Below are 16,500 nucleotides of genomic sequence, written 5' to 3' on the forward strand. Positions count from 1 at the left end.
GACTCACTATGCCGAAAAGAACCGACATCCAGAAAATACTCATCATCGGCGCCGGACCGATCATTATCGGTCAGGCCTGCGAATTCGACTATTCCGGGACCCAGGCCTGCAAGGCTCTCAAAGAGGAAGGCTACACCGTCATCCTGCTCAACTCCAATCCCGCCACCATCATGACCGATCCGGAAATGGCCGATCGTACCTACGTGGAACCGGTCACCCCGGAAGTCCTGGCCCGGATCATCGAAAAGGAGCGACCGGACGCCATCCTGCCGACCCTGGGCGGCCAGACCGCCCTCAATACCGCCGTGGCCGTGGCCAAAAACGGCGTATTGGAAAAATACGGCGTGGAATTAATTGGCGCCAAGTTGCCGGCCATCGAAATGGCCGAAGACCGCACCCTGTTCAAAGAGGCCATGGCGCGCATTGGCGTGGACGTGCCCCGTTCCGGCCTGGCCCACAACTTCGAGGAGGCCATGGCGATCATCGAAGAGGTGGGTTTTCCGGCCATCATCCGGCCCTCCTTCACCCTCGGCGGCACCGGCGGCGGCATCGCCTACAATCGCGAGGAATATGAAGCCCTGGCCGCAGCCGGCCTGGATGCCTCGCCGACGAGTGAAATCCTGATTGAAGAATCCATCATCGGGTGGAAGGAATACGAATTGGAGGTGATGCGGGACCATGCGGACAACGTGGTCATCATCTGCTCCATTGAGAATATCGACGCCATGGGGGTGCATACCGGCGACTCCATCACCGTGGCTCCGGCGCAGACCCTGACCGACAAGGAATACCAGATCCTGCGGGACGCCTCCCTGCGCATCATCCGCGAAATCGGCGTCGATACCGGCGGCTCCAACATCCAGTTCGCCGTCAACCCGGCCGACGGGCGACTGGCGGTCATCGAGATGAATCCGCGCGTGTCCCGTTCTTCCGCCCTGGCCTCCAAGGCCACGGGATTCCCCATCGCCAAGATCGCCGCCAAGCTGTCCGTCGGTTTCACTCTGGATGAGATTCCCAACGACATTACCCGGGAGACCTTCGCTTCCTTCGAGCCGACCATCGACTACGTGGTCACCAAAATTCCCCGGTTCACCTTCGAAAAATTTCCGCAGGCCGACAGTACCCTGACCACCCAAATGAAGTCCGTCGGGGAGGTCATGTCCATCGGCCGCACTTTCAAGGAAAGCCTGCAGAAAGGTCTGCGCTCCCTGGAAATCGGCTCCTACGGCCTGGAAAGCCGTCTCTTTCAGAAACCGGGCGAGTCCCGTGAACTGACCGAGGCCGACCACGAAGTGCTGCGCAACAAACTGCGGGTGCCCAACTGGGAACGCCTCTGGTACGTCGCCGACGCCTTTCGGGCCGGCCTCAGCATCGGTGCGGTGCGGGATTTGACCGGCATCGATCCCTGGTTCCTGTTTCAGATCCGGCAAATCGTTGAAATGGAAGCCCATCTCATCGCCGCGCCCAAGGGGCAGCGGGGTGAATTGCTGCGGGCGGCCAAGCAATATGGCTTTTCCGATCGCCGCCTGGCCGCGCTCTGGGGCGAAAGCGAGACCTCGGTGCGGCGCCTGCGCCATCAATTGGGCATCCGTCCGGTCTTCAAGCGGGTTGACACCTGCGCCGCCGAATTCGTCGCCCACACCCCCTATCTGTATTCGACTTACGAGCAGGAATGCGAAAGCCGCCCCAGCGATCGGCCCAAGATCATGATTCTGGGTGGCGGTCCGAACCGCATCGGGCAGGGTATCGAATTCGATTATTGCTGCGTGCACGGGGTTATGGCCCTGGTTGAGGACGGTTTCGAAACCATCATGGTCAACTGCAACCCGGAAACGGTTTCCACCGACTACGACACTTCGGATCGCCTCTATTTCGAGCCCCTGACCCTCGAGGACGTGCTGGAGATCGTGGCCCTGGAAAAACCCGCCGGAGTCATCGTCCAATTCGGCGGCCAGACGCCGCTGAAACTGGCCGTGGCCCTGGAACAGGCGGGTGTGCCCATCATCGGCACCAGTCCCGATGCCATTGACCGGGCCGAGGACCGGGAACGCTTTCAGGAAATGCTCTTCAAACTCAATCTGCGACAGCCCGACAACGGCCTGGCCCGTTCCTGCGAAGAGGCGGAAAAGGTGGCCGAGCGTATCGGCTATCCAGTAGTGGTGCGGCCGTCCTACGTCCTCGGTGGCCGGGCCATGGAAATCGTCTACCAACTCGCGGATCTGCGCAACTACATGGTCAACGCGGTACAGGCCTCGCCGGATCATCCGATCCTGGTGGACAAGTTCCTGGAACATGCCATCGAGGTGGATGTCGATGCCCTGGCCGACGGCCACGATGTGGTCATCGGCGGCATCATGCAACATATCGAGGAAGCAGGCATCCACTCCGGGGATTCGGCCTGCGCCCTGCCGCCCTTTTCCCTGAAACAGGAGGTGCTCGACGAGATTCGGCGCCAGACCCGGGCCCTGGCCTTGGAACTGAATGTGATCGGATTGATGAACATCCAGTTTGCCGTGAAGGAGGATATCGTCTATCTGCTCGAGGTCAATCCGCGGGCCAGTCGGACCGTGCCCTTCGTCTCCAAAGCCACCGGGCGGCCCCTGGCCAAGATTGCGGCGCGGGTCATGGCCGGTCGCAGTCTGGCCGATCTGGGCATCCGGGATGAGATCGTGCCGAAACATATCGCCGTCAAAGAAGCGGTTTTCCCCTTCGTCAAGTTCCCCGGCGTCGACACGCTCCTGGGCCCGGAAATGAAATCCACCGGTGAAGTCATGGGCATCGACCAGGATTTCGGCAGCGCCTTTGCCAAATCCCAGCTGGCCGCCGGCGTGCGTCTGCCCCAGGAGGGCAAGGTGTTCATCAGCGTCAAGGATGCCGACAAACCGGCCGTTGTCGCACCGGCCCGCAAATTGCTGGACGCCGGCTTTTCCCTGGTCGCGACCGGCGGCACCGCCGCTTTTCTGGCCGAGCAGGGCCTGGACGTGACCATCATCAACAAGGTCAAGGAAGGCCGTCCGCACTGCGTCGACGCCATCAAAAGCCGCGAAATCAGCCTGGTTTTCAACACCACCTTCGGTGCCCGGTCGGTGGCGGACTCCTTCTCCATCCGGCGCACGGCCCTGATGTACAACGTCGCCTACTTCACCACCGTTGAAGGCATTATCGCGGCAGTCGACGCGGTTTTGGCTCTCAAGCGAGAAAAGCTTGACGTCGTACCCCTTCAAGAGTATTATTAAAGGCAATTGCCGCCGGTTTTCCGGCGGCCTTGCCATTTTTATCGCACGATAAAATCATGTTTTGAAAAAACGGGCGGGTTTTCCCGCCCGCTGATTTTTCGAGAAAAGGGTGTATTAAGATCATGTCCCGTTCCATCCCCATGACCGAAGAAGGTTATCGCAACCTGCAGGAAGAGTTGAAACGACTGGTACGCGTCGAACGTCCCCGCGTGGTGCAGGATATCGCTGAGGCCCGCAGTCACGGCGATCTGTCTGAAAACGCCGAATATGATGCGGCCAAAAATCGGCAGAGTTTTATCGAAGGGCGGATCCAGGAACTCAACGATAAAATTGCCCGGGCCCAGGTAATCAATCCGGCCACTCTCAACAGTGACAAGGTCGTTTTCGGCGCCAGCGTGACTTTGTATGACGTGGATGCCGAGGCCGAAGTGACCTACCAGATTGTCGGAGAGGATGAAGCGGACCTCAAGCACGGCAAGATTTCGGTCACATCTCCGGTCGGACGCGCCCTCATCGGTCATCGCCTGGAGGATGAGGTTTGCATCAAAGTTCCGTCCGGGCTTCGGACCTACGAGATTATCGCTATCGAATTCAAATAAGCGCGTTCAGCCCTGTACCGCTGGTGCAAGACGTCCGATTTCGGCAGTCCGTTACATTCTGAAAGGATGAACCCATGAGTCAGAAAATCACCAAGGATATGAAATTTCAGGAGATTCTCCAGCACGGTCCGGCCGTCGTCAAGGTTTTTGCCAAGTACAAGATGGGCTGCCTGGGATGCGCTGCCGCCAAGTTTGAAACCTTGGAGCAGGGTGCCGGCGCCCACGGCGTCAACGTCGACGATCTGATTCGCGATCTCAACGAAGCTCTGGGGCAATAACGGGGCAGGGGAGATGGCCCCGCTGCCCACCTATGCGCAGAGCCGCAAACTTCTCGCCACCCCCCTGACTGCCGTGAGGGGGGTGGGTCCCCGCCTGCAGGAAAAATTCCAACAACTCAATCTGCATACCGTCGAGCAGGTTCTGTTCACATTGCCGTTCCGTTACGAAGACCGCCGGCAGTTGCGGGCCATTGCCAGCCTGCACAACGAAACCCGGGAAACCTTTTTCGGCGAAGTAGTCTCCGCCGGCGAGCAGTTGACCAGTCGTACCCGCAAAAAACTCTATGAGGTCGTTGTCAGCGATGGCAGCGGTCGCATTGCCTTGAAATGGTTTCATTACCGCAAGGCTTGGCTGGAAAAACAGTATCCTGTCGGCCGCCGCGGCGTTTTTACCGGCGAGGTCAAACAGTTCGGAGCCCTGCGGGAAATCCATCATCCGGAAGCGGAATTCTTGGCTGCCGGTCAAAGTCTGGCACAATATATGGCGGCCGATCCTCTCAGTTTCGGCCGGATACTTCCGGTATATCCTCTCACCGAAGGGCTGACTCAAAAAACCGCTCGCAAGATCTGGAAACAGATTGTCGACCAGTTTGCCAACCTGGCCGTTTCGCCCTTGCCGGCAGACCTTACCCGAAGGCATCAACTGCTGCCTCTCGACCGCGCCTTGCAGGAAATTCACTTTCCCCCCAACGAAGCCGATCTTGACCTGCTCAATGACGGGCACAGCGCCGCCCGGAAAAGTCTGGTGTTTGATGAATTTTTCTACCTGGAACTGGGCATGGCGCTAAAACAGCGGGGCGTACTGCTCGAGCAGGGCCATGCCTTTCAGGTGTCCCATCTCTATACCAGGCCCCTGGCGGCCATGTTGCCCTTCCGTTTGACTGCGGCCCAGCGACGCGTACTTGGAGAGATCAAGCAGGACATGATGGCGCCGCATCCCATGAATCGTCTCCTGCAGGGTGATGTCGGCAGCGGCAAAACCGTGGTGGCTCTGATGGCGGCCCTGGTCGCCATCGAAAACGACACCCAGGTGGCGGTGGTGGCACCGACGGAAATTCTGGCCGAGCAGCACTATCGGCAGTTCCAACCCTGGATGGATCGTCTGGGCCTGAAGGTGCTCTTTTTGACCGGATCGATCACCGCCGCCAGCCGGCGCAAAGTGTTGGCCGCTCTTGCTGACGGTACGGTGCACATGCTGGTCGGTACCCATGCGGTGTTGCAGGAGGATGTCGTCTTTGCCCGCCTCGGCCTTGGCATCATCGATGAGCAGCATCGGTTCGGAGTGCTGCAAAGGGCCGCTTTGCGCAAAAAGGGCCGCCATCCGGATCTCTTGGTCATGACGGCAACCCCGATTCCCCGTACCCTGGCCTTAACCGTATACGGCGATCTGGCCTTGTCGGTCATCGACGAACTGCCACCAGGCCGGACGCCGGTGGCCACCCGTATTCTACCGGAAAAACAGCGTCAACAGGCCTATGTGAGGATTCGGGAGGAGGTTGCCGCCGGGCGCCAGGCCTACATTATCTATCCACTGGTGGAGGAAACGGAAAACAGCGACCTGCTGGCGGCGACGGAGGGCGCTGAACATCTGGCAACCCAAGTTTTTCCGGGTCATCGGGTAGGATTGCTGCACGGCAGGCTCAAGCCCGATGAAAAGGAACAGGTCATGCAGGCCTTCAAAAGCCGGGATCTGGACATCCTGGTGTCCACCACGGTCGTCGAGGTCGGCATCGATGTTCCCAACGCCACGGTCATGATGATCGAGCATGCCGAACGCTTCGGCCTGGCTCAATTGCATCAGCTCCGTGGCCGTGTCGGTCGGGGCAGCGCCGCCAGCATCTGCCTGCTGGTGCATGCCCAGCGCTGCAGCGAAGACGGACGCCGCCGCCTTGAGGTGATGGCGTCCACCAACGACGGATTTCGCATCGCTGAAGCCGACCTGGAGATTCGCGGACCCGGCGAGTTTCTCGGCACCAGGCAATCGGGCATGCCGGATTTGCGCGTCGCCGATCTGTTGCGGGACGGTGCCTGGTTGGAACGGGCGCGTCAGGAAGCATTTCTTATTGCCGACGATCCAGCATTTCTTGCTGACCAACGATACGCGGATTTGCGGCAGGCCCTGAAGGATCGGTGGGGGGAGCGTCTCGAACTGGCAACCATCGGCTGACGGGTCGGTTCAGCCCATAATTTCTTTTGGTTTACATAATATATATTATCCGACTCAACGGTTAATCCCGCTGGAGGTGCTCCATGACGGCCCCCGGTCCCCGTGTCGCTCGACGCGTTGAACTCCATTTTTCCCAGCTTCAGTTTTACGTCGATTCCCTGACCAACATCGAACGGTCCAAGCTGGCCGCTCGCTACCTGCGTAAAGTCCCCGCTCCATACCGCTCGTATCTGCTCCGCAAGCTGACTATCGCGCAGCTGGCCTTCTGTCAGGTCTTCTCTCAGGAGACCTACGGATGGTGACGCCCTTTATTCATCTCACAGCGGCCAGACCATCAGCAGCATGGGCACAGCCACGGCCACGACCACAATTTCCATGGGCAATCCCAGTCGCCAGTAATCACCAAAACGGAATCCCGCCGGACCGAGGATCAGGGTATTGTTCTGATGACCGATGGGAGTCAAAAAGGCGCAGGAGGCGCCGATGGCCACGGCCATGAGATAGGTGTCCGGATTGAGCTTGAACTGCGAGGCCATACTGATTGCAATCGGGCACATCACTGCGGCGGTGGCGGCATTGTTCATGAAGTCCGACAGGGTCATGGTAAGTACCAGGATGATTACGATAGCCAGAACCGGATTCCCCGAGGCTATTCCTTTCAGCAACATATGCGCCACCACATCTGCCGCTCCGGTTGTGGCCATGGCACCGGCCACGGGAATCAGGGCACCCAGCAACACGATAACCGACCAGTCGATGGATTCATACATCTTGTGCGGCGGCAACACCCTCCAGACCACCAGCAGCAGGACTCCGAAGGCAAAGGAAACGGCGGCACTCAGTAATCCCAGGGATGCTGCCATGACCGCCAACGCCATGATGCCCATGGCCAGCCCCGCCTGGCGCTTGTCGGGAATATGGACGGAACGGGCCGCCAAAGGCACACAGCTGAACTCCGAGGCAAACCCGCTCAGGGCCTCCGAGGAGCCCTGCATTAGCAATACGTCGCCAGGCTGGATTTGAGTGGACCGCAAGCGGCGGATGGTTCGCCGACCCCGCCGGGAGACGGCCAGCAGATTCAGGCCGTATCGGGTGCGTATTCTGAGGTCGCTGGCCGAACGCCCGACCAGACCCGAATCCGGGAGCGCCACCAGTTCCTGCAATTCGGCACCTTCCGTTTCGGGGTCCTTGCGGCTTTCATGCACCGCTCCCGGCTTTTGCTGGTCGCCACCCGCCGCAATCCCATTTTCCTTTTCGGCAGTCTCCAGGGGCTCCCCCCCCTCTTTCTGCTCTCCCTCGCCTGCCTCCTCAGGAACCGCAGCGGGAACGGCTTCTTCCAGCTTTAGCCCCAGGCTCGACAAGGCTGACGACAGGGATTCCGGTTCCGCCTCGATGATGAGAATATCCCCCGGCAACAGCAATCGCCCAGGGTTGGGCGCAAAAATCCGGAAGTTGTTACGGACCATGCCGATGATCTGAGCATCGGTCTTCTCCAGGATCTGCTCGACCTCCCGCAAGGTTTTTCCGGCGGCCTTGCCCTCTTCCGTGACGCGCACCTCCGTCAGATACGCACCGGTGTCGAAACTGGTACCGGCCGATCCCTGGCGCTCCGGTACCAGCCAGCGGCCGGCCAGGACCACCAGAAGAATGCCGGCTCCGGCAACGGACAGGCCTACGGGAGTGAAATCGAACATGGCAAAGGGCCCGGTTCCGGTCTCGGCGCGAAATCCTGCGACAATCAGGTTGGGCGGAGTACCGATCAGGGTGGTCATGCCGCCGAGAATGGTGGCAAAGGCGAGCGGCATGAGCAACTTGCCCGGTGCCAGGTTGTTTTTTCCCGCCACCTGGATGGCCACCGGCATCAAAAGGGACATGGCTCCGACATTGTTCATGAAAGCCGAGAGAAAAGCGCCCAGAATGGACAGCGCTGCCGTTGCCAGGAAGGGTCCGGAATGGGCCGGAACGATGCGCTGGGCCAGGGCGTCAACGGCGCCGGTAATTTGCAAGCCGCGACTCATTACCAAAACACAGGCAACAGTAATGACCGCCGGGTGGCCAAATCCGGAAAAAGCCTCGGCGGTCGGCACCAGCCCGAGCAATACGCAGGCCAGCAGGGAAGCGGTTGCGACCACATCGTGACGCCAGCGACCCCATAGGAACAGAACCACGGTTACAAAGAGCACGGCAAGGATCAGAACTTGTTCGTGGGTCATGGAATTTAGCTTTCCGCTATTTTGCGGTGTTAGCTTCCCTGATGCAGACACTGGCGCCAAGGGCTGCCAGAGAGGCGAGCCACAGGACGAAAAAGGCCTGCTGGTAGCCCGCCAGGGAAAAAGTCTGATCGGTATTGACGTGGCGTTGCAGGATGAAGCCGAGCAAGGGCTGAAAAACCGCCCCGCCGGCAAAGGGAAAAAGGTTGACCAAACCGATGCTGGTTCCTGCCATCTGGACGGGAAACAGTTCCTTGGTCATGGTAAAGCCGATGACCACGATGGCACTGGCAAAAATACCTAGGGCCAGACAGAGGCCATAGAGCCCCACCACGGGGAACTGGGACGGGTACCTGGCCAGGGCTGCCATCAGAGCTGTCAACAGCAGGCTGGACAGAACCATGGTTCTGGACTGGCTTTTCAGCAAACGCTTGGAAATCAGACTCAATAACGGCCCGCCCAGAATCATGCCGACGGCGAGCATGGAAAGGATGCGACTGGCTTCGTTTCGGGTCAGGTCATGAATCTGCATGAAATAGGGACCACCCCATAATCCGCCGAAGGAGATGAAAATACCATAGGTGAAAAAGAACCACAGCGCCAGGGGCCAAAAGGCCGGCCGCGTCAGAACCCGTTTTACGCCATTCCCAAGCGGAATCATCTCCGCGGGCTGCAGGCGATGTTCGGCCGGAGAAGGCCAGCCAAGCTCTCCTGGGTGATCACGAACCACCAACCAGACCAACAGGGCCAGTACGCCCGTGAGGGCGCCTACCGTCACAAAGGCGAAGCGCCAGCCCAGCCATCCGCTCAACAGGGCCATGGGCGCCGCTGCCGACAGGGAACCGAGTCCGCCCATGGCCATCAGGATGGCCGTCATCAAGGAGAATTCCCGGACACTGAACCATTCGGCCAGAATTTTCAGGGTGCAGACAAAGAGGGTGGAGACGCCGAGGCCTACCATCACGCGCCCGAGCATGGCTCCGGCCGCAGACGGCGTTAATCCCAGCAAGACGGAGCCGACACTCGCGATGGCCAAAAAAAGTGTGATGGTGCGTCGCGGCCCCCAGGAATCAGACAGCAAACCGGTCGGCAGCTGCATCAAGGCATAGGGGTAAAAATATCCCGAGCTCAAAAACCCGATCAAGGCGCCGCCGGCGTTCAAATCGTTCATCATGTCGACGGCCACCACCGCAGTGCAAAGGCGGTGAAAAAAAACCAGGATATAGCCGACGGCCAGACACCAGAATATGCGCCAGCGATACTGACGGGCCTGCTGCAGTAGATGCGTTTGCGCCATACTCCCTCCCCTCCCCGGCGACAATGCTCCACCGGCCAAAACATGAATAATTTTAGGACCAGAAAGGAATCTTGGCAACAACGGAATAGAGTATTACTTGTCGGGCCGGCCCGTTGTGTCTCGTCGTTATTCCGGGCATATTCGGCTTGTCGAGGTTGACAGATGCCATTTCGAAACCTATGGTTGATGCCATGCAAAGGAGATCGCATGGCAGGTCCGAATCGGTGCCGAATGATTGGAAGAATATTGGGCCGCATGATGCCAGGGCTTATAATCCCGGCTTCATTGGTTTTTCTGGGCCTGTTGTGGTGGCGTACGCCGCTGCGCGATTTTCTGGACCCCAACCAGCTGGCTGAACTGACTCATGCGGTCAGTCGCCATCCCCTGTCGCCCCTGTTTATTCTCACGGCATACTTGATCGGGGGAGTCATCCTGTTTCCCGTCAGCGTATTAATCATGGCCACCGCGGTACTTTTTTCCCCATGGGTGAGTTTTGGTTATGCCATGGCCGGCTGCATGGTCAGCGCCTGTTGTTCCTATGTCCTCGGTCGCCGATTCGGCTGGCCGTTGCTGCAAACCCTGACCGGCGACCGGTTTGGATCCCTGCGGAAACGCTTTGTCGATCGGGGACTGCTGCCGATTTTTTCCCTTCGGTTGATGCCTGTCGCACCGTTTGCCCTGAAAAACCTTTTGGTCGGCACCCTGGGATTCAACTTTCGCGACTTTTTTCTCGGCACCGCCCTGAGCATCCTGCCGGGCGTCCTGGCCCTGACCTTGCTGGCCAGTCGCCTGCAATTGGCCCTTGCCACCGGTCGCTTTCAGTATCTTTTGCCGGGAATGATCCTGCTGGCGGTGCTGTGCCTCGTGTCTTTTTTGCTCCGCAGTCGGTTTAAGCACATGATCCACGGCTCCGATCCGGGAGCAAAGGATCCATGACTCCGGAGCCGCCGAACCGGCCGGATTGCCCTCCGGACCTTGAACGCCTGTTCAGATCATGCGACGGGTCAGTTCGCGGCATACCTCTTCGATATTTTCTGGGGTAATGTCAGCTTCTTCGGCCAGTTTGCGTACCGCCGCCATCCGTTCAACATTCTTTAGATCCCCCAGACCGCGGAATTGTCCGCAGCGGCGGCCGAGCAGGTAGAAAGTTCGGGTCTGGGGATCGAGATCCAGATATCTCTGCAGCATTGCCTTGATTCGCGTCCCCTCCTGGGGCCAGGCACCGGCCAGATCCTCGAACAGGTTGAGGGCATGGTCACTTTCGATGCGGCTTTGAATATCCCCCAAGGCGTTGAAGAAAGTCAGCAGTTCACGCACCAGGGTAAGGCTGTCGCACCATTCGAACTGCCCGGCCAACCAAGCCTCGTCCAAGGGCGTTCCCGCCACGACGGCCAGGGTGCGAAGACGAACGAAGTCCGGGTTGATGGCGTTGATTGCCGCAGCGGACGCCAGGGCATGCGGGGTACTCAAGGCGGTACCACCGAGACCGGGCATCAGGTAGACGCATAACTCGATGCCGGCCGCTTTGATTCGCTGCCCGGCCTGGATATGCATGGCCTGCGTGGCCCCTTTGGCCACCGCCTGCAACACCTCGTCACAGCCGGATTCGAGTCCCAGGTGCAGTCGGTCCAATCCCCCGCGGGCCAAATCCTGAAGCTCCTGGACAGAGTATCGCAGCACTGTCGCCGACCGGCTGTAACAGGTAAGGCGCGGCCGCCATGGAAAGCACCGTTGCAGAGCATCGAGAATCGGCTTCAGACGGCGGGTACCGCCCAGCAAGGCATCGGCGTCCTGCAGGAAAATGCCGGTCATGCCCTGTTCGAACCATTTTATGGCAGCCAACATGGCTGGTCGCTCTGCTTCCGGAAGTTGATAGTAAAAAGTCCGCAGGCGCTTTTTGAAGCTTTCTCCGTCAGCTGATTCATGCAGTTCCCGGATTCGGCCCACATTATCGGCGACGGTTTCCATGTCCCGCACCACATCTGCAACCGGTCTCAGGGAGAATTTCTGTCCTTTGTAAAGGGGGCAAAAGGTACAGCGATTCCAGGCACAGTTACGGGAAACGCGCAACAGCAGGCTGCCCGCTTCACTCGGCGGGCGGATCGGTCCCTGTTCGAAAGCATACTCGGCCATGGCATGGCCTCCATGCGAAGGGTGGCTCTTCAGATTTCGGCATCAGAGGATTGGGGGATGCCATCGGATTGTACCATATACGACCCAAGGATTGCCTGCGGGCAGGCAACTGGGATTGGTGTGAAAAATGCGAGAAAAAAAAAGAGCCACGATATCTCGTGGCTCCTCTTTCGTTGGTCGGGGCGAAAGGATTTGAACCTTCGACCCCCTGCACCCCATGCAGGTGCGCTACCAGGCTGCGCTACGCCCCGTCAATCAACGACGGCCGGATTATGTGGTATCGACGTCTAATTGTCAAGGAAAAAGTCACCCCGCCACATCTTCCTCCGCCGCTGAAATTATAAGCATTTCAAATTGTTAGAAGTGACCTCACATTTGATAAAGACGTTCGCCGGGAAGCACATCCAGGCCGTTGGCCAGCAAGGTCGCAATGGCCTCATCGGCATTGTCAAAGCGGAAGATGATTACCGCGTTGGCGCCGCAGCGTTCGACAAAGGCGTACAGATATTCCACGTTGATGCCGGCGCGGTCCAGCAGAGCCAAAATGCGCGCCAACCCAAGGGGTTGGTCGGGAACCTCGACCGCCACGACATCCGTCTTGGTTACGGTAAAACCGCCTCGAGCCAGCGCTTCCCGCGCCAGATCGTTCTTATCCACGATGAGCCTCAGCACCCCGAAATCCGAAGTATCGGCCAGGGACAAAGCCCGGATGTTGACGCCGGCCTCGCCCAGCACGCGAGTCACCTCGGCAAGTCGGCCCGAAGTATTCTCAATGAAGATGGAAATCTGCTGAACTTTCATACTCCCCTCCGGATGCGCGACGGGCGCCTTCAGCGCTTGCGCAGATCGTTGACCCGCTTGGCTTTGCCTTCGCTGCGGGCGATGGATTTCGGTTCAACCAGACGCACCCGACAGGTGATCCCGAGCAGATCCTTGATTTCCTTTTGGATACGCCGACTGAGATCCTGCAAAACCTTGATCTCGTCGGAGAAGGTCTGTTCATTGACCTCGACCTGGACTTCCAGGGTATCCAGATTGTCCTCGCGATCGACGATGAGCTGATAGTGGGGTTCCACCCCTTCAATGGTCATCAGCACGCTTTCGATCTGGGAGGGGAACACGTTAACCCCCCGAATGATGAGCATATCGTCACTGCGGCCGCTCATGCGCGCCAGTCGGCGATGGGTGCGACCACAGATACAGGGCTCGGCAATGATGCGGGTAATGTCACGGGTCCGATAGCGGATCAGGGGGATGCCTTCCTTGGTGATGGTGGTGATCACCAACTCCCCGGTCTCACCGAGGGGCAGCACCGCACCGCTGTCCGGATCGATGATTTCGGGAATGAAGTGGTCCTCCCAGATATGCAGGCCGTGCTGGGCGTCGAGGCATTCGATGGCCACGCCGGGACCGAGAATTTCCGATAGCCCATAGATATCGATGGCCTTGATGTTGAGTTTTTCCTCGATTTCCCGGCGCATGGATTCGCTCCAGGGCTCCGCGCCCATGATGCCGACGCGCAGGGGAAATTCGCGGATATTGATGCCGTCCTCCGCCGCCGCTTCGGCCAGGTACAGGCTGTAGGAGGGGGTGCAGGTCAGCACGGTGGAGCCGAAGTCCTGCATGATCATGATCTGCTTTTTGGTGTTGCCGCCGGACATGGGAATGACCGCGGCACCGAGCTTCTCAGCGCCGTAGTGGGCCCCCAGGCCGCCGGTAAACAGGCCATAACCGTAGGCATTGTGTATGACATCGCCCCGATGGACCCCGGCGGCCATAAAGGAGCGGGCCATCAGTTCGGCCCAGATGTCGATGTCCCGCCGGGTGTAACCGACCACGGTCGGCTTGCCGGTGGTTCCGGAAGACGCGTGGATGCGAACGATTTGTTCCAAAGGCACAGCAAACAGGCCATAGGGATAATTGTCCCGCATGTCCTGCTTGAGGGTGAAGGGCAAGCGCTGCAGATCGGCGAGGGAACGAATGGTGCCGATATCGATGTTCGCCTGGCTGAAACTGTCCCGGTAGAAGGGTACCGTGGCAGCGACCCGTTGCAGGGTGTTCTGCAGGCGCTTGAGTTGCAGAGACTCTAGAGCTTCACGGGGCAGCGTCTCGAAGTCATCGTTCCAGATCATGCAGTGGCTCCCTCCTGAACCGCCTGCCCTGTTGCGCTGGCCGTCCGGCGTCCCAACTCAAAAGCCTTGAGGTTGACGGCCAGGAAGCGTTCCGGAACCATTTTGTGCAAGATTTCCAGCCAAAGACCCGGCTCGATATCGATGGAGCCGGACAAGGCCCCCAGGAGCACCACGTTGACCGTTCGGGGGTCACCCGCTTCCAATGCCAGATCCAAACCGGGAACGAGGGTGCTGCCGGGAAAATGGCGGGCGATACGTTCCGGAATGTCGTTCGGATAGACCGCTTTGCCAAGATTGACCGGGGCCGGAAAAATTTTCAGGTCGTTGGCCAGAACCTTGGCTCCCTTGCGAAGCAAGGGCAGATAGCGGTAGGTCTCCAGCAACTCGAAGCCCAGCAGTACGTCCCCTTCTCCTTCCGGGATGATGGACGAGTAGACCTTGGCGCCGAAACGAATATGGGAGACCACGCTGCCGCCACGCTGGGACATGCCGTGAATCTCGTTCTTTTTCACGTCGAATCCTGCCAGCATCAGCGCTTCGGACAGAATTTCACTGGCCAGCAGGATACCTTGGCCGCCCACCCCGGAGATGAGAATATTGGTCGTATTATTTTTCATGGCACTCTCCCATGGCATCGAAGCGGCAAACCTGCGGACAGAGGCCGCACCCGACGCACAGCAGTTGATTGATGTGCGCCTTGCCTTTATCGCCCTCTTCCGGGCGCCATTCGATGGCCGGGCAACCCAGTTGCAGGCACGCTCGACAACCGGTACAGCGGGCGGCATCGACGGTCAGGGCCGGGAGGCGCTTGACGGGGTCGCGTTTGACCAGCATGCAGGGCCGACGGAAAATGACCACGGAGACGGTCGACCGGGCCATTTCCTCCTTCAGGATCCGGCGGGTCAGATCCAGGTCATAAGGATCGACCAGCTGCACATGCTCCACTCCTACGCTGCGACACAACTGTTCCAGATCCACGCGAAAGGCTTCTTCGCCGCCCAGAGTGTATCCTGAACCGGGATGTTCCTGGCGGCCGGTCATGGCGGTAATGCGGTTGTCGAGGATCACCAGGGTGGAGGTGGATTGGTTATAGACCATGTCCATCAGGCCGTTGATGCCGGTATGCAGAAAGGTAGAATCCCCGATCACCGCCACCACCCGGCGGGCCTGTTCCTCATCGAGAACCTTGCTCAGACCGGTAGCGTTGCCGACGCTGGCCCCCATGCAGATACAGGTGTCCATGGCCGACAGCGGTTCCATGAAACCGAGGGTGTAGCAACCGATATCCCCGGTGACGAAGGCCTTCAACCGGTTGAGGGCATGAAACACGCCCCGGTGGGGGCAGCCCGGACACATGCTGGGCGGGCGTTGCGGCAGGGAATCTTCGATCTCGACGTACACCGGCGGGGTTTCACCAGACAAAGCCTGGCGCACCCGACCGACGGTCAGTTCTCCGCAGATGGGCAACAGGTCCTTGCCGCGTACCTCGATGCCCATGGCCCGGATCTGCTCCTCGATAAAGGGATCCAGTTCCTCGATAACATAGAGGGTCTCGAAGCGGGCGGCAAATTCACGAATCAGCCGCTTGGGCAGGGGATAAACCATGCCGAGTTTGAGGATCGTCGCTTCCGGCAGGACCTCGCGGGCATACTGATAGGAGACCCCGCTGGTGATGACCCCTACCGCCCCGCTGCCCTCTTCCACCACATTGAAAGGCTGTTCACAGGCCCATTCTTCCATCTTGCGCAGCCGTTCCTCCACCAGTACGTGGCGTTTCCGGGCATTGCTGGGCAGCATGACAAACTTTGGGGGATTCTTTTCCAGGGACGGTGCGGGCAAACCGGTCACCGGATCGGACAGGGTGACGATGGATTTGGAATGGGAAATGCGCGTGGTGGTGCGCAAAAAAACCGGGGTGTCGAACTGCTCGCTGACCTCAAGGGCCAAACGGGTGAAAGTCAGGGCCTCCTGGCTGTCGGCCGGTTCGAACATGGGCATTTTGGCGAATTTGGCGTAATTGCGATTATCCTGCTCATTTTGCGAGGAGTGCAGTTCCGGATCGTCCGCCGTGACCAGCACCAGACCGCCGCGAACACCGGTGTAAGAGAGGGTGAACAGGGGATCGGCGGCCACGTTGACGCCGACGTGTTTCATGGCCACCAATGACCGCGCGCCGCCAAAACAGGCACCCATGCCGACTTCCAAAGCCACCTTTTCGTTGGGGGCCCAAGAGGCGTCAATGCTGGGATAACGCGTCATGTTTTCAAGGATTTCGGTACTGGGGGTCCCCGGGTAGGCAGAAGCGACCTTCACTCCTGCTTCGTAGGCCCCGCGGGCGATGGCCTCATTGCCGGACAGGATAGCTCGTTCCATAACACTCCTTTTTGTGCGCCCCGGAGCCCGTTATGGATTTATGGGGCAGCTCAGGTCATTTGACCCTGGACTATA

The 16,500-nt window shown here is 59.2% G+C and carries 13 protein-coding genes and 1 tRNA gene; 6 read left to right on the plus strand and 8 right to left on the minus strand.

The genetic code is table 11. The features are described 5' to 3' along the window. Positions 1-8: 8 nt before the first annotated feature. The 5 genes from carB (at position 9) to JQN68_RS02125 (ending at position 6,582) form a co-directional block, all read left to right on the plus strand. Positions 9-3,236: a carbamoyl-phosphate synthase large subunit gene (carB, locus tag JQN68_RS02105; protein WP_225071447.1), complete on the plus strand. Its 3,228-nt coding sequence runs from the start codon at positions 9-11 to the stop codon at positions 3,234-3,236. A gap of 122 nt (positions 3,237-3,358) precedes the next feature. Next, the gene (greA, locus tag JQN68_RS02110; protein WP_225071446.1) at positions 3,359-3,835 is read left to right on the plus strand and encodes a transcription elongation factor GreA; all 477 of its coding nucleotides are present in this window, start codon (positions 3,359-3,361) and stop codon (positions 3,833-3,835) included. Between the two features lie 74 nt (positions 3,836-3,909). After that, positions 3,910-4,113, plus strand: a complete 204-nt coding sequence (locus JQN68_RS02115) for a DUF1858 domain-containing protein (RefSeq protein WP_225071445.1) — start codon at positions 3,910-3,912, stop codon at positions 4,111-4,113. 13 nt (positions 4,114-4,126) lie between these two features. Continuing rightward, entirely contained in the window at positions 4,127-6,280 is a 2,154-nt protein-coding gene (gene recG / locus JQN68_RS02120) for an ATP-dependent DNA helicase RecG (protein WP_225071444.1), read from the plus strand. A gap of 83 nt (positions 6,281-6,363) precedes the next feature. Beyond that, entirely contained in the window at positions 6,364-6,582 is a 219-nt protein-coding gene (locus tag JQN68_RS02125) for a hypothetical protein (RefSeq protein WP_225071443.1), read from the plus strand. Positions 6,583-6,597: 15 nt separating this feature from the next. On the opposite strand, the gene JQN68_RS02130 is transcribed toward JQN68_RS02125, so the two are convergent. Together JQN68_RS02130 and JQN68_RS02135 are read right to left on the minus strand one after the other, a co-directional pair. Beyond that, positions 6,598-8,493 carry an SLC13 family permease gene (locus tag JQN68_RS02130; RefSeq protein WP_225071442.1) on the minus strand — a complete coding sequence of 632 codons (1,896 nt, stop codon included), beginning with the start codon at positions 8,491-8,493 and terminating at the stop codon, positions 6,598-6,600. 16 nt (positions 8,494-8,509) lie between these two features. Beyond that, the gene (locus tag JQN68_RS02135; protein ID WP_225071441.1) at positions 8,510-9,787 is read right to left on the minus strand and encodes an MFS transporter; all 1,278 of its coding nucleotides are present in this window, start codon (positions 9,785-9,787) and stop codon (positions 8,510-8,512) included. Between the two features lie 207 nt (positions 9,788-9,994). Between JQN68_RS02135 and JQN68_RS02140 the strand changes: the two genes are divergently transcribed. Next, positions 9,995-10,723 (plus strand): TVP38/TMEM64 family protein, encoded by a 729-nt coding sequence (locus JQN68_RS02140; protein ID WP_225071440.1) that lies wholly within the window; start codon positions 9,995-9,997, stop codon positions 10,721-10,723. Positions 10,724-10,774: 51 nt separating this feature from the next. On the opposite strand, the gene JQN68_RS02145 is transcribed toward JQN68_RS02140, so the two are convergent. The 6 genes from JQN68_RS02145 to iorA all read right to left on the minus strand — a co-directional run bounded on the left by JQN68_RS02145 (position 10,775) and on the right by iorA (position 16,425). Next, positions 10,775-11,920, minus strand: coding sequence for a radical SAM protein (locus JQN68_RS02145; RefSeq protein WP_225071439.1), 1,146 nt, complete (start codon positions 11,918-11,920; stop codon positions 10,775-10,777). Positions 11,921-12,094: 174 nt separating this feature from the next. After that, positions 12,095-12,171, minus strand: a tRNA-Pro gene (locus JQN68_RS02150). A gap of 118 nt (positions 12,172-12,289) precedes the next feature. Then, positions 12,290-12,721: an ACT domain-containing protein gene (locus JQN68_RS02155; protein ID WP_225071438.1), complete on the minus strand. Its 432-nt coding sequence runs from the start codon at positions 12,719-12,721 to the stop codon at positions 12,290-12,292. Between the two features lie 29 nt (positions 12,722-12,750). After that, on the minus strand, positions 12,751-14,052 hold the full coding sequence (locus JQN68_RS02160) for a phenylacetate--CoA ligase family protein (protein ID WP_225071437.1): 1,302 nt from the start codon (positions 14,050-14,052) through the stop codon (positions 12,751-12,753). Then, positions 14,049-14,669, minus strand: coding sequence for an indolepyruvate oxidoreductase subunit beta (locus tag JQN68_RS02165; protein ID WP_225071436.1), 621 nt, complete (start codon positions 14,667-14,669; stop codon positions 14,049-14,051). Before JQN68_RS02165 ends, JQN68_RS02160 begins: the two co-directional genes overlap by 4 nt. Beyond that, positions 14,659-16,425 carry an indolepyruvate ferredoxin oxidoreductase subunit alpha gene (gene iorA / locus JQN68_RS02170; RefSeq protein WP_225071435.1) on the minus strand — a complete coding sequence of 589 codons (1,767 nt, stop codon included), beginning with the start codon at positions 16,423-16,425 and terminating at the stop codon, positions 14,659-14,661. The genes JQN68_RS02165 and iorA overlap by 11 nt, the downstream gene beginning before the upstream one ends. Between the last annotated feature and the right edge of the window lie 75 nt (positions 16,426-16,500).

The sequence above is a fragment of the Desulfuromonas sp. CSMB_57 genome, from assembly GCF_020194955.2.
GTDB lineage: Bacteria > Desulfobacterota > Desulfuromonadia > Desulfuromonadales > Syntrophotaleaceae > JAFCIY02.

Bases quoted from the DNA above. Each gene is read 5' to 3' on its own strand.
- JQN68_RS02160 (WP_225071437.1), bottom strand. From the start codon at position 14,052: ATGATCTGGAACGATGACTTCGAGACGCTGCCCCGTGAAGCTCTAGAG.
- JQN68_RS02115 (WP_225071445.1), top strand. From the start codon at position 3,910: ATGAGTCAGAAAATCACCAAGGATATGAAATTTCAGGAGATTCTCCAG.
- carB (WP_225071447.1), top strand. From the start codon at position 9: ATGCCGAAAAGAACCGACATCCAGAAAATACTCATCATCGGCGCCGGA.
- JQN68_RS02130 (WP_225071442.1), bottom strand. From the start codon at position 8,493: ATGACCCACGAACAAGTTCTGATCCTTGCCGTGCTCTTTGTAACCGTG.
- greA (WP_225071446.1), top strand. From the start codon at position 3,359: ATGTCCCGTTCCATCCCCATGACCGAAGAAGGTTATCGCAACCTGCAG.
- JQN68_RS02125 (WP_225071443.1), top strand. From the start codon at position 6,364: ATGACGGCCCCCGGTCCCCGTGTCGCTCGACGCGTTGAACTCCATTTT.
- JQN68_RS02135 (WP_225071441.1), bottom strand. From the start codon at position 9,787: ATGGCGCAAACGCATCTACTGCAGCAGGCCCGTCAGTATCGCTGGCGC.
- JQN68_RS02145 (WP_225071439.1), bottom strand. From the start codon at position 11,920: ATGGCCGAGTATGCTTTCGAACAGGGACCGATCCGCCCGCCGAGTGAA.
- JQN68_RS02155 (WP_225071438.1), bottom strand. From the start codon at position 12,721: ATGAAAGTTCAGCAGATTTCCATCTTCATTGAGAATACTTCGGGCCGA.
- recG (WP_225071444.1), top strand. From the start codon at position 4,127: ATGGCCCCGCTGCCCACCTATGCGCAGAGCCGCAAACTTCTCGCCACC.
- JQN68_RS02140 (WP_225071440.1), top strand. From the start codon at position 9,995: ATGGCAGGTCCGAATCGGTGCCGAATGATTGGAAGAATATTGGGCCGC.
- JQN68_RS02165 (WP_225071436.1), bottom strand. From the start codon at position 14,669: ATGAAAAATAATACGACCAATATTCTCATCTCCGGGGTGGGCGGCCAA.
- iorA (WP_225071435.1), bottom strand. From the start codon at position 16,425: ATGGAACGAGCTATCCTGTCCGGCAATGAGGCCATCGCCCGCGGGGCC.